The sequence below is a fragment of the Variovorax sp. OV329 genome (assembly GCF_900114785.1).
GTDB lineage: Bacteria > Pseudomonadota > Gammaproteobacteria > Burkholderiales > Burkholderiaceae_C > Variovorax.
This window is the reverse complement of the sequence record NZ_FOUG01000007.1, coordinates 233843-246161: the sequence shown is the minus strand read 5'-3', so window position 1 is coordinate 246161 and position 12319 is coordinate 233843. Positions and strand designations below refer to the sequence as shown.

The 12319-nt window shown below is 68.2% G+C and carries 10 protein-coding genes; 8 read left to right on the top strand and 2 right to left on the bottom strand.

All coding sequences use genetic code 11. The features are described from left to right. Window positions 1-3 precede the first annotated feature (3 nt). From BM345_RS14500 to phnX, 3 genes are read left to right on the top strand one after another with little or no spacing between them, the layout of a single operon-like run. Complete coding sequence (locus tag BM345_RS14500; RefSeq protein WP_093380746.1) at window positions 4-1695, top strand: putative 2-aminoethylphosphonate ABC transporter permease subunit; 1692 nt, start codon at window positions 4-6, stop codon at window positions 1693-1695. Window positions 1696-1714: 19 nt separating this feature from the next. Further along, window positions 1715-2839 carry a TIGR03364 family FAD-dependent oxidoreductase gene (locus BM345_RS14495; protein ID WP_093380547.1) on the top strand — a complete coding sequence of 375 codons (1125 nt, stop codon included), beginning with the start codon at window positions 1715-1717 and terminating at the stop codon, window positions 2837-2839. A 22-nt stretch (window positions 2840-2861) separates the two neighbouring features. Further along, window positions 2862-3686, top strand: coding sequence for a phosphonoacetaldehyde hydrolase (gene phnX, locus BM345_RS14490; protein ID WP_093380545.1), 825 nt, complete (start codon window positions 2862-2864; stop codon window positions 3684-3686). 7 nt (window positions 3687-3693) lie between these two features. Here phnX and BM345_RS14485 read toward each other — a convergent pair whose 3' ends face one another. Then, window positions 3694-4542: a DNA ligase gene (locus BM345_RS14485; RefSeq protein WP_093380544.1), complete on the bottom strand. Its 849-nt coding sequence runs from the start codon at window positions 4540-4542 to the stop codon at window positions 3694-3696. 177 nt (window positions 4543-4719) lie between these two features. Next, window positions 4720-5505 carry an enoyl-ACP reductase FabI gene (gene fabI, locus BM345_RS14480; RefSeq protein WP_093380542.1) on the bottom strand — a complete coding sequence of 262 codons (786 nt, stop codon included), beginning with the start codon at window positions 5503-5505 and terminating at the stop codon, window positions 4720-4722. 50 nt (window positions 5506-5555) lie between these two features. Between fabI and BM345_RS14475 the strand changes: the two genes are divergently transcribed. From BM345_RS14475 to BM345_RS14455, 5 genes are read left to right on the top strand one after another with little or no spacing between them, the layout of a single operon-like run. Then, a complete protein-coding gene (locus tag BM345_RS14475; RefSeq protein ID WP_093380540.1) occupies window positions 5556-7352 on the top strand; it encodes an extracellular solute-binding protein in 1797 nt (598 codons plus the stop codon). A 13-nt stretch (window positions 7353-7365) separates the two neighbouring features. Next, window positions 7366-8400 (top strand): microcin C ABC transporter permease YejB, encoded by a 1035-nt coding sequence (locus tag BM345_RS14470; RefSeq protein ID WP_093380538.1) that lies wholly within the window; start codon window positions 7366-7368, stop codon window positions 8398-8400. A gap of 1 nt (window position 8401) precedes the next feature. After that, complete coding sequence (locus tag BM345_RS14465; protein WP_093380536.1) at window positions 8402-9445, top strand: ABC transporter permease; 1044 nt, start codon at window positions 8402-8404, stop codon at window positions 9443-9445. After that, window positions 9442-11061 carry an ABC transporter ATP-binding protein gene (locus BM345_RS14460; protein ID WP_093380534.1) on the top strand — a complete coding sequence of 540 codons (1620 nt, stop codon included), beginning with the start codon at window positions 9442-9444 and terminating at the stop codon, window positions 11059-11061. Before BM345_RS14465 ends, BM345_RS14460 begins: the two co-directional genes overlap by 4 nt. Further along, window positions 11054-12265, top strand: a complete 1212-nt coding sequence (locus BM345_RS14455; RefSeq protein WP_093380532.1) for a YbfB/YjiJ family MFS transporter — start codon at window positions 11054-11056, stop codon at window positions 12263-12265. Before BM345_RS14460 ends, BM345_RS14455 begins: the two co-directional genes overlap by 8 nt. Window positions 12266-12319: the final 54 nt, after the last annotated feature.

Here is a 12319-nt window from a genome sequence, read left to right as displayed (position 1 = left end):
CGCATGACGCGGCAGGTCAAGCTGCGCATCCACTGGACCGAGCGCGTGGCGCAACTGGGCCTGGTGGCCATCGCGCTGTTGCTGGGCCTGGCCATGGTCGCGCCGCTGTTCACGATCCTGGCCAAGGCGGTGGAGTCGCCCGACGGCTCCGGCCTGGGCGCCTTCGCTGCCTACCTGGCTTCGCCGGCCCTGCTCACCAGCCTGTGGCACAGCGTGTGGGTGTCGTTGCTGGTCACGCTCATCGTGGTGCCTTTGGCCTTCGGCTTTGCCTACGCGCTCACGCGCAGCTGCGTGCCGGCCAAGGGCATCTTCCGCACCATCAGCCTGCTGCCGCTGCTGGCGCCTTCGCTGCTGTCGGCCATCTCGATCATCTACTGGTTCGGCAACCAAGGCGTTGCCAAGGAGTTCTGGCTGTCGCTGGGCTTCCCGGGGATCTACGGCGCGCAGGGCATCGTGCTGGCCGAGTGCTTCGCCACCTTTCCGCATGTGCTGATGATCCTGGTCACGGCGTTGCGGCTGGCGGATGCGCGGCTGTACGAGGCGGCCGACGCGCTGGGCACGAGCACGGTGCGCAAGTTCTTCACCATCACGCTGCCGGGCGCCAAGTACGGCCTCATCTCGGCGGCGCTGCTGTGCTTCACGCTGGTCATCACCGACTTCGGCATTCCCAAGGTCGTGGGCGGAAACTTCAACGTGCTGGCCACCGACGTGTTCAAGCTCGTGATCGGCCAGCAGGACTTCCAGCGCGGCGCGGTGGTGGCGCTGCTGCTGCTCACGCCGGCGGCGCTGACCTTCCTGATCGACCATTTCGTGCAGCGCAAGCAGAACTCGGCCCTGTCGGCGCGCGCCGTGGCGCTGGTGCCGCGGCCCTCGAAGCGCTTCGACACGGCGATGACGGCCTACTGCCTGTCCATCGCGGCGCTGATGGTCGCCATGTTCGGCATGGCGGTGTTCGCTTCCTTCGCCAAGCTGTGGCCGTACAACCTGGCGCCCAGCCTGGACCACTACGTGGCCGGCCTGGTCGATGCCGGGCTGGGCGAAGCGCTGTGGAACAGCATCCGCATGTCGGCGGGCACCGCAGTGTTTGGCACCATCATCGTCTTCGTCGGCGCCTACCTCCTGGAGAAGACGCGGGGCCTCTCGGGCTTGCGCGGCGTGGTGCGGTTGATGGCCATGCTGCCGATGGCCGTGCCCGGCCTGGTGCTGGGCCTGGGCTACATCTTCTTCTTCAACGCGCCGGGCAACCCGCTCAATGGCCTGTACCAGACCATGAGCTTGCTGGTGCTGTGCACCGTGGTGCACTTCTACACCACCGGCCACCTGACGATGGTGACGGCGCTCAAGGCCATCGACCCGGAGTTCGAGGCCGTGTCCGCTTCGCTCAAGGTGCCGTTCTACCGGACCTTCTGGCGCGTGACGCTGCCCATCTGCCTGCCCACGCTGCTGGACGTGTCGCGCTACTTCTTCATCAACGCGATGACGACCATCTCGGCGGTGGTCTTCCTCTACTCGCCCGACACCAAGGTGGCGGCGGTGGCGATTCTCAACCTGGATGAAGCCGGCGAGACCGGCGCCGCCGCGGCGATGGCGGTGCTGATTGCCGGCGTGTCCCTCGTGGCGACGCTGCTCTTCCTGTTGCTGGGCAAGTGGCTCGAGGCCCGCACGCAGGCCTGGCGCGGTGCGTCGCGCGCTTGAACCCTTTCACTTCTTTCCAATGACAGACACGCGATTCGACCTGATCGTGGTCGGTGCCGGCATCGTCGGCCTGGCCCATGCCTACACCGCTGCCCGCCAGGGGCTGAAGGTGTGCGTGGTGGAGCGTGACGCCGCCTGCGTCGGCGCTTCCATCCGCAACTTCGGGTTCATCACCGTCACCGGACAGGGTGCGGGTGATACGTGGCGGCGCGCGCGCCGGGCGCGCGAGGTGTGGGGCGAGGTGGCGCCGGCAGCGGGCATCGCCACGCTGCACCAGGGCCTCTGGCTCAGCGCATTCAGACCGCAGGCACTGGCAGTGCTTCAGGAATTCATGGCCACCGAAATGGCCGAGGGCTGCGAACTGCTCGCCGTGGGCGAAGCCGCCCGCCGCGCACCGGCGCTCGAGCTGGCGGGCGCCCAAGGCGTTCTCTACAGCCCGCACGAAATTCGAGTCGAGTCGCGGACCGCCATCGGCCGACTCGCGCGCTGGCTGGCCGAGGCGATGGGCGTGCAGTTCCGCTTCGGCGAGGCCGTGCTCGAAGTCGCCGCGCCGCGCGTGCGCACCTCGCGTGCGCTGATGCATGCCGAGCGCGTGGCGGTGTGCACCAACACCGATCTCAACGGCCTTTTCGCCGAGAGCATCGCGCAATACGACCTTCGGCTGTGCCTGCTGCACATGCTGCGCGTACAGCCGCAGGACGACTTCAAGCTGCCGGGCTCGGTCATGTCCGACCTGAGCCTGGTGCGCTACCACGGCTACAGCAAGCTGCCCGCCGCGCAGAAGCTGCTTGCGCAACTGCAGGAAGAAGAGGGCGAGGCCCTGGCCAACGGCATCCACCTCATCGTGGTGCAAAGCGCCGACGGCTCGCTGGTGGTGGGCGATTCGCATCACTATGGCGCGGCACCGGAGCCCTTTGCCGACCAGCGTGTGGACGAGATCATCCTGGCGCACATGCACAAGGCGATCAAGGTGGCGCCGGGTTCGCGCGTGAGCGAGCGCTGGGTGGGCATCTACCCCTCGTCCGCCACCACCGACTGCGTCATCGATGCGCCCGACGACGCCACCCGCCTGGTGCTGGTGACCAGCGGCACGGGTGCCAGCACCGCCTTCGGCATTGCCGAGGAAGTCTTCGCCGCCTGGTAGCGGCCACTCAACGGATTCACTCATGACAGCAGCAGCAGCACATCCCCAGAAACTCTCCGCCGTGGTCTTCGACTGGGCGGGCACCATCATCGACTTCGGCTCCTGCGCGCCCATGGGCGCTTTCGTGAAGCTGTTCCGCCAGTATGAGATCGACATCAGCATCGAGGACGCACGCGGCCCCATGGGCATGGCCAAGTGGGACCACATCCAGGCCCTCGGCCGCCTGCCGCACGTGGCGGCGCAATGGCAGGCGCGCCATGGCAAGCCCTTCACCGACAGCGATGTCGATACGCTCTACGAAGTGTTCACGCCAATGAACGCGGCCATCGTGGCCGACTTCGCGGACTTCATTCCCGGCGCGCTGGAAGCCGTGCAGCAGATCCGTGCGCGCGGCCTGAAGATCGGCTCCACCACCGGCTACAACCGGCCCATCATGGACATCGTCACGCCGATCGCGGCCCGCGCTGGGTACGTGCCGGACAACCTGGTGTGTGCCGGCGACCTGGTCGCCGGCCGCCCGTCGCCGCTGATGATGTATCGCAGCTTCGCCGACCTGGGCGTGTGGCCGGCTTCATCGGTGGTGAAGGTGGACGACACCGGCGTGGGCATCGAGGAAGGCCTGAACGCCGGCACCTGGACTGTCGGCCTGGCGGTGAGCGGCAACGGGGTGGGACTGCCCCTGGCCGACTGGCAGGCGCTGCCTGCCGACCGGCAGCAGGCGCTGCGCGCCGCAGCCACGGAGAAGCTGAAGGCCTCGGGTGCGCATTTCGTGATCGACAGCGTCGCCGACCTGCTGCCGGTGCTGGACGAGATCGAAAACCGGCTCAAGGCCGGGCAGACGCCCTGAGCCTCGATCAGCCGAGGTCCGGCCGCTCGCGCAGGAAGCGCGCGAAGCGCGGCAGGCCGCTTTCGGTGGCGCCGTTGTAGCGGTAGCTGATCCAGCTGCCCACCGGCGGGGGTGCCTCGCGCTGCGCGTCGGTCAGGCCGGTGCCCAGCTTGAAGCGCCGCCCGTCGGGCATCTCCACGATCAGGGCGCCCAAGCGGCTCGCGTTGCGGCCCTTTCCGTTGACGTGGGCCACTACGCGGGCGTCGGCATCCTCGTAGGTCTTGACCTTGAGCAGGTCGGTGCTGCGCTCGGCCCGATAGGGGGCGCTGCCCAGGTGCAGCATCAGCCCTTCGCCGCCGCCACGCACGGTGCGCTCCAGCAACACCTGCAGGTCTTCCGGCGTGGTGGCGCGCTGCTGCGCGACCGGCACCAGCGAGGGCGCGGTGGCCACGGGCAGCAGGCGGCGCAGCACGGACAGCCGCTCGGTGAAGCTGCCGGGCTGGGCCGGCAGGTCGAAGACCATGAAGCGGACTTCGCGCCAGGCGGCGTCCTGCGGCGTTTGGCTGCGCGCAGTGGAGACCGCCTGCTCGAAGCGGCCGCGGCCGGCCCACAACTCGCCATCCATCGGCACGCCGGGCCAGTGGGCAGTGAACCATGCCGGGGCGACGACGCGTTCGCCGCCGCGCAAATAGAGTTGCTTGCCGTCCCAGTAGGCGCGCACGCCGTCGAATTTTTCGCTCACCCAGTAGTCGTTCAGCGACATGCCGGGCCGGTAGCCCGTGGCGAGCATCAGGGGTGGCGCGGCTGCGAGCGCCTTCACGCCCGGCACGAGCGCGCCCAGGGCGGCGAGCAGGAGCGAACGGCGATTCAGGGACATGGGAACTGGGGAGATGGGGCGAAGGAATCGGGCCTGAAGATGGACGGCTCGCATGAGTGCACCGATTGTCGGATGCCCTGGCCGGCCAGTCGCAGGCTGGCTGCCCTGGGACGGCGGTGAAATCGCGCCGGAATACGCAGATTCCGCCGGGACAGCGGCCCCGGCGGACGGGGGCGATCAGCCCTCGGACATTCCGCCCACGACGTTGCTGAAGCCGCCGTCGACGTAGGTGATCTCGGCGCTGACGCCACTGGCAAGGTCCGACAGCAGGAACGCAGCGACGTTGCCCACCTCGTCGATGGTCACGTTGCGGCGGATCGGCGCCACGTCGGCCACGGCCGAGAGCATCTTGCCGAAGCCCTTGATGCCGCTGGCGGCCAGCGTCTTGATCGGGCCGGCGCTGATGCCGTTGACACGCATGCCCTTGGGGCCGAGCGACTCGGCCAGGTAGCGCACCGAGGCTTCCAGGCTGGCCTTGGCCAGGCCCATGGTGTTGTAGTTGGGCAGCGCGCGCTCGGCGCCCAGGTAGGTGAGCGTCAGCAGGGCCGACTTGTCGTTGAGGTAGGGCAGGGCCGCCTTGGCCATGGCCGGGAAGCTGTAGGCGCTGATGTCGTGCGCCACCCTGAAGCCCTCGCGCGAGAGACCCTCGAGGAAGTCGCCGGCGATGGCTTCGCGCGGGGCGAAGCCGATGCTGTGCACGAAGCCGTCGAACTTGGGCCAGGTCTGCGCCAGGTCGGCAAACAGCTTGTCGATCTGGGCGTCATCGCCCACGTCGCAGTCGAACACCAGCTTGGAATCGAAGTCGGCGGCGAACTCGGTGATGCGGTCCTTGAAGCGCTCGCCCACGTAGCTGAAGGCCAGTTCGGCACCTTGCTGGTGGCACGCCCTGGCGATGCCGTAGGCGATCGAACGGTTGCTCAATACACCCGTGATGAGTAGTTTTTTGCCGGCGAGGAAGCCCATATGAATGCCTTTTGAAGTGACGCTTCGAAAATCTTGTGCAGAATTCTCGCATGCGAGCATTGTGGCTACTGGGATTGGCACTGCTGGCGGCCCCCTCGTGGGCCGCCCATGCCTACGCGCAATTCGGCGACATCAAGTATGCGCCGGGGTTCACGCATTTCGACTACGTGAACCCGGATGCGCCCAAGGGCGGCGAGATCCGGATGGTGCCGCCCACGCGGCCCACCAACTTCGACAAGTTCAATCCTTTCACGCTCAAGGGCACCGCGCCCGCGGGCCTGGGCAACCTGATGTTCGAAAGCCTGCTGGTGGGCAACAGCCAGGAGCCCACCACGGCCTACGGCCTGCTGGCCGAGGACGTGGAAGTGGCGCCCGATAGGCTTTCGGCCACCTTCCGGCTCAACCCCAAGGCGCGATTCAACGACGGCACCCCCGTGCTGGCCGCCGACGTGGTGCATTCCTTCAACACGCTGATGAGCAAGGAGGCGGCGCCGCAGTTCCGCGTGATCTACGCCGAGGTGAAGAAGGCCACCGCCGTCGGCGAGCGCACCGTGCGCTTCGACTTCGCCTCCGCCAACCCCGAGCTGCCGCTGGTGGTGGGTGGCATGCCGGTGTTCGGCCGCGCCTGGGGCGCGGGCAAGCCCTTCGACCAGGTCATCACCGAGCTGCCGGTGGCGTCGGGCCCCTACAAGCTGCCGAGCGCGCGCCTGGGCCGCGACATCAGCTACGTGCGCGACCCGAACTACTGGGGCGCCGACCTGCCGACGCGCAAGGGCCAGTTCAACTTCGACCGGGTCGCCTTCAAGATCTACCTGGACGAGACGGCCCGCTTCGAAGGCCTGAAGGCCGGCGAATACGACTTCATGCGCGAGTTCATCTCGCGCAACTGGGCGCGGCAGTACACCGGCAAGGTGTTCAACAGCGGCGAGGTGGTCAAGCGCGCCTTTCCCAACGGCAACCCCGGCGACTACCAGGGCTGGGTGTTCAACCTGCGCAAGGACAAGTTCAAGGACGTGCGCGTGCGCCAGGCGATCGGCCTGGCCTTCGACTTCGAGTGGCTCAACAAGCAGATGTTCTACGGCCTGTACAAGCGGGTCGAGGGCTGGTTTCCCAACAGCGAGTTCCATGCCGAGGGCCTGCCTTCGCCCGAGGAGCTGGCCCTGATGGAGCCGCTGCGGGCCAAGCTGCGGCCCGAAGTGTTCGGGCCGGCCGTCGTCTCGCCTACCACGGCGCCGCCGCACAGCCTGCGCGAGAACCTTCGGCAGGCGCAGAAGCTGCTGGCCGAGGCCGGCTGGACTTATCGCGACGGCGCGCTGCGCAATGCCAAGGGCGAGCCCTTCGCCATCGAGGTGCTCAACGACCAGCCCTCCACCGTGCGCGTGATGGCGCCCATGCAGGGCGCCCTGCGCAAGCTGGGCATCGACATGACTTTCCGCAGCGTCGACTTCTCGCTGGCGCAGCAGCGCATGGACAACTTCGACTTCGAGATGACCACCATCCGCCTGCCGGGCAGCAATGCACCCGGCAGTGAACTGCTGGACCGCTTCAGTTCCCAGGCTGCCCAGACACCCGGGTCGTCCAACATCTGGGGCATCCAGGACCCGGCCATCGACGCGATCGTGGGCAAGGTGGTCTCGGCCAAGACGAGGCCCGAGCTGGTCACGGCCATGCGCGTGCTCGACCGGGTGCTCTCGCATGGCCACTACGGCATTCCGCAGTACTACGGCGATGCCTTCCTGATCGGCTACCGGCCCGCGCCCTTCGTGTTGCCGCCGACCATTCCGCCCTACTATGACGCCGGCAACTGGGCTATGAGCACCTGGTGGGCCTCGCCCTCGAACAAGTAGAACAACAAGCGCCATGGCCAGCTACATCTTCAAGCGACTCCTTTTGATGCTGCCGACGCTTCTCGGCGTGCTGCTCATCACCTTCGCGGTGATCCAGTTCGTCCCCGGCGGCCCGGTCGAGCAGATGGTGGCGCAGCTTCAGGGCCGCGACTCGGGCGGCGAGGGCGCGGCCTCGTCCGGCGCCGGCTACCGCGGCCGGCAGGGCCTGGACCCGCAGCGCATCGAGGAGATCAAGAAGCTCTACGGCTTCGACAAGCCGGCGCACGAGCGCTTCTGGTCCATGCTCAAGTCCTTTGCGCGCTTCGACCTGGGCACCAGCTTCTACCAGCGCAAGGACGTGTGGACGCTCATCAAGGAGAAGCTGCCGGTGTCCATCAGCCTGGGCCTGTGGACCTTCTTCATCAGCTACCTGGTGGCGGTGCCGCTGGGCGTGGCCAAGGCCGTGCGCTCGGGCACGCGCTTCGACTTCGTCTCCACGCTGGTCGTGCTGGTCGGCTACGCCATCCCGGGCTTCGTGCTGGGGGTGGCGCTGCTGGTGGTGTTCGGCGGGCAGCTGCAATGGTTTCCGCTGCGCGGGCTGACCTCGTCCAACTGGGAGCAACTGGGCTGGGGCGCGCGCATCGTCGACTACCTGTGGCACATCACGCTGCCGCTCATCGCCATGGTGCTGGGCAGCTTCGCGGTGACCACCATGCTGACCAAGAATTCCTTCCTGGAGGAGATCCGCAAGCAGTACGTTCTGACGGCGCGTGCCAAGGGTCTGGACGAACGCAAGGTGCTGTGGAAGCACGTGATGCGCAATGCGCTCATTCCCATCATCACCGGCTTTCCCTCGGCCTTCATCGGCGCCTTCTTCGCCGGCTCGCTGCTGATCGAGACGCTGTTCTCGCTCGACGGCCTGGGCCTGCTGAGCTACGAGAGCGTGATCCGGCGCGACTATCCGGTGGTGCTGGGCACGCTCTTCCTGTTCACGCTGATCGGCCTGGTGACCAAGCTGATTTCCGACCTCTGCTACGTGCTGGTCGATCCACGGGTGAAGTTCGACTGACATGAGTTCCACGCCAACGGCATCCCTCAGCCCCGGCCGCCGCGCATGGCGGCGCTTCAGGCGCAACCGGCTGGGCTTCTGGAGCCTGGTGCTCTTCACCGCGATGGTGGTGCTCTCGCTCTTCGCCGAAGTGCTTTCCACCGACAAGCCGCTGGTCGTGCGCTACGAGGGGCAGACCTACTTCCCCGTGCTGCGCGACTATTCGGAGAAGACCTTCGGCGGCGACTTCGAGACGCCGGCCGACTACCTCGACCCCTTCATCCGCGAGCGCATCACCCAAGGCGGCAACTGGGCCGTCTACGCGCCCAACCCCTACGGGCCGCGCACGCTGAACTACTTCGCCAAGCAACCCAACCCGGCGCGGCCTTCGGCCGAGAACGTGTTCGGCACCGACGACCGGGGGCGCGACCTGCTGGCGCAGCTCATCTACGGCTTCCGGGTGAGCGTGCTCTTCGCGCTGGCGCTCACGGCGATCGGCGTGGTGCTGGGCATCGCCACCGGCGCAGTGCAGGGCTACTTCGGGGGCAAGACCGACCTGGGTTTCCAGCGCTTCATCGAGATCTGGGGCTCGATGCCGGAGCTGTACCTGCTGATCATCTTCAGCGCCATCTTCGCGCCCAGCGTCGCGCTGCTGCTGGTGCTGCTGAGCCTGTTCGGCTGGATGGGGCTGTCGGACTACGTGCGCGCGGAGTTCCTGCGCAACCGGCAGATGGACTACGTGCGCGCCGCCCGCGCCCTGGGCGTGAGCAACCTGCGCATCATGCGGCGCCACATCCTGCCCAACAGCATGACCCCGGTGGTCACCTTCCTGCCGTTCCGGATGAGCGCCGCCATCCTGGCGCTGACCTCGCTGGACTTCCTGGGCCTGGGCGTGCCGCCGGGCACGCCGTCGCTGGGCGAGCTGCTCAACCAGGGCAAGGCGAACCTGGACGCCTGGTGGATCTCGATCTCCACCTTCGCCGTGCTGGTGGTCACGCTGATGCTGCTGACCTTCATGGGCGACGCACTGCGCGACGCGCTGGATCCGAGAAAGATGGACCGATGAGCAAGCTCCTGGACGTGCAGGACCTGCATGTCGCCTTCGGCGGCAAGGAAGTGGTGCACGGCATCAGCTTCGAGCTGGCGGCCGGCGAGAAGCTGGCGCTGGTGGGCGAATCGGGCTCGGGCAAGACGGTGACGGCGCTGTCGCTGCTGCGCCTGCTCCCCGATGCGGACGTGTCGGGACGCGCGCTCTTCGCTCCAGGCGAAGGGCAGGGCGGTGGCCAGCCGCGCGACCTGCTGGGCCTGAGCGAGCGGCAGCTGCGCGGCGTGCGCGGCAAGGACGTCGCCATGATCTTCCAGGAGCCGATGACCGCGCTGAACCCGCTCTTCCCGGTGGGCGACCAGATCGCGGAGGTGCTGGAACTGCACGAGGCCATGTCCTCGGCGGCGGCCCACGAGGCCGCGGTGCAGCTGCTGGCCGAGACCGGCATTCCCGACCCGAAGCGGCGCGCGATGGCCTTCCCGCACCAGCTTTCCGGCGGCCAGCGCCAGCGCGCCATGATCGCGATGGCCCTGGCCTGCAAGCCGCGCTTGCTGCTGGCCGACGAGCCCACCACCGCGCTGGACGTGACGCTGCGCGTGCAGATCCTCGACCTTCTGGATGCGCTGGCGGCCAGGCACGGCATGTCCGTGCTCATCATCACCCACGACCTGAACCTGGTGAAGCGCTTCGCCGACCGGGTGGCGGTGATGGAGAACGGCCACATCGTCGAGCAAGGCCGGGTGGCCGAGGTGTTCGGTGCGCCGCAACATGCCTACACCCGCAAGCTGATCGACAGCCGGCCCACGCGCGACCCGGCCGAGGTGGCGCCCCGCACGGCGGAGGCGCCGGTGCTGAAGGCGCAGGGCCTGCGGGTGATCTACCCGGTGCCGCTTCCGGGCATCCGCGGCTGGTTCAGCAAGGGTCGCTTCGTGGCGGTGCAGGGCGCCGACCTGCAGGTGCGGCCGGGCGAGACGCTGGGCATCGTGGGCGAATCCGGCTCCGGCAAGTCCACCCTGGCGCTGGCGGTGCTGGGCCTGTTGCCGCACGAGGGCGCGCTGCAGGTGGACGGCCAGGGCTGGAGCGGCGGCAGTGCCAACCGCGCGCTGCGTCGCTTCGTCCAGGTGGTGTTCCAGGACCCGTTCTCTTCGCTTTCGCCGCGCATGACCATCGAGGAGATCGTCGGCGAAGGCCTCACGGTGCACGACAGCACGCTGGTCGAGGCGCAGCGCCGCGAGCGGGTGGTGCAGGCGCTGGCCGAGGTCGGCCTGGGCGAATCGCAGTTCCCCGGCCTGCTGGCGCGCTATCCGCATGAATTCTCCGGTGGCCAGCGCCAGCGCATCGCCATCGCCCGGGCCTTGATCGTGCAGCCGCAGCTGCTGGTGCTGGACGAGCCCACCAGCGCGCTGGACGTGACCATCCAGAAGCAGGTGCTGGCGCTGCTGCAGCGCCTGCAGCGCGAGCGCGGCCTGAGCTACCTGCTCATCACCCACGACGTGGAGGTGATCCGCGCCATGGCGCACCGCGTGATGGTGATGAAGGACGGCGCAGTGCTGGAAGCCGGCGAAGTCGACCGCGTGCTGGATGCACCGCAGGACCCGTACACGCGCAAGCTGGTGGCGGCGGCCCTGGATGTCTGAGCAGGGCGGCTACGACCGGCGCGGCGCCTGGCGCGCGGCCATGGCGTGCATGGTCTGCCTGGCGGTGGCCATGGGGCTGGGACGCTTCGCCTTCACCCCGGCGCTGCCGCTGATGCTGCACGAAGGCAAGCTGGACCTCCAGGGCGGGGGCGTGCTGGCCTCGCTCAACTACCTGGGCTATCTGGTCGGTGCGCTGTCCTGCGTCGCCATCCACGCACGGGCCTCGGCCATGGTGCGCATTGGCCTGGCGAGCACCGCCGTGCTGCTGCTGGGCATGGGCCTGCTGCATGGCTTCGGCGCCTGGGGCGTGATGCGCACCGCGGCAGGGGTGATGAGCGCCTGGACTTTTGTCTTTGCCTCCGGGTGGGGGCTGCGCCGGTTGGCCGAGACCGGCGCCCCCAAGCTCGCCGGCGTGATCTACGCCGGGCCAGGCGTGGGCATCCTCCTGGCGGGCGTGCTGGGCAGCGTCACCGGCCGCTGGGGCGCCGATGGTGCGTGGCTCGGCTACGGGCTGGCGTCCGTGCTGCTCAGCGCCTTGATCTGGCGGATATTCGACGACGGCGACCACCATGCACCGGCCGCGGCGGCCCCACCTGCTGCAGCGGGCGCCGCAGCCGGGGCGAACGCTGCAGCCGCGGCCAGCGACGCCCGCTGGCTGGTCGCCCTCTACGGCCTGGCCGGTTTCGGCTACATCATCACCGCCACCTTCCTGCCGGTGATCGCCCGCCAGGCGCTGCCCGGCTCGTCCTGGCCGGACCTGTTCTGGCCCCTGTTCGGCCTGGCGGTGATCCCAGGCGCCATCATGGGTGCCCGATTGCCCCTGCACTGGGACAACCGCCTCATGCTGGCCGGCGCCTATGCCATGCAGGCACTGGGCGTCCTGCTGTCCGTGGCCTGGCCGACGGTGCCTGGCTTTGCACTGGGCAGCCTGCTGCTGGGCCTGCCTTTCACTGCCATCACCCTGTTTGCGGTGCGGGACGCCCGGCGTTTGCGCGGCAACGCTTCGGCCGGGCTGATCGGCCTGGCAACGGCTTCCTATGGGGTGGGGCAGATCCTGGGGCCGCTGTTTGCGGCACCGCTGGCGCAACGGACCGGTTCCTTTTCGGTGCCCTTGCTGGCGGCGGCGGCGGTGCTTGCGGCTGGCGCCCTGCTGTTCGTAGCCGTCTGGTGGCAGAAAATTCGGGTCGCGGCGCGGTCGAATTGATCTGATTGCGCCTTCAGAGGCGATTACGCGCTAGTCATTTAGCACGAATTTCGC

Bases quoted from the DNA above. Each gene is read 5' to 3' on its own strand.
- BM345_RS14500 (WP_093380746.1), top strand. From the start codon at position 4: ATGACGCGGCAGGTCAAGCTGCGCATCCACTGGACCGAGCGCGTGGCG.
- BM345_RS14495 (WP_093380547.1), top strand. From the start codon at position 1,715: ATGACAGACACGCGATTCGACCTGATCGTGGTCGGTGCCGGCATCGTC.
- phnX (WP_093380545.1), top strand. From the start codon at position 2,862: ATGACAGCAGCAGCAGCACATCCCCAGAAACTCTCCGCCGTGGTCTTC.
- BM345_RS14485 (WP_093380544.1), bottom strand. From the start codon at position 4,542: ATGTCCCTGAATCGCCGTTCGCTCCTGCTCGCCGCCCTGGGCGCGCTC.
- fabI (WP_093380542.1), bottom strand. From the start codon at position 5,505: ATGGGCTTCCTCGCCGGCAAAAAACTACTCATCACGGGTGTATTGAGC.
- BM345_RS14475 (WP_093380540.1), top strand. From the start codon at position 5,556: ATGCGAGCATTGTGGCTACTGGGATTGGCACTGCTGGCGGCCCCCTCG.
- BM345_RS14470 (WP_093380538.1), top strand. From the start codon at position 7,366: ATGGCCAGCTACATCTTCAAGCGACTCCTTTTGATGCTGCCGACGCTT.
- BM345_RS14465 (WP_093380536.1), top strand. From the start codon at position 8,402: ATGAGTTCCACGCCAACGGCATCCCTCAGCCCCGGCCGCCGCGCATGG.
- BM345_RS14460 (WP_093380534.1), top strand. From the start codon at position 9,442: ATGAGCAAGCTCCTGGACGTGCAGGACCTGCATGTCGCCTTCGGCGGC.
- BM345_RS14455 (WP_093380532.1), top strand. From the start codon at position 11,054: ATGTCTGAGCAGGGCGGCTACGACCGGCGCGGCGCCTGGCGCGCGGCC.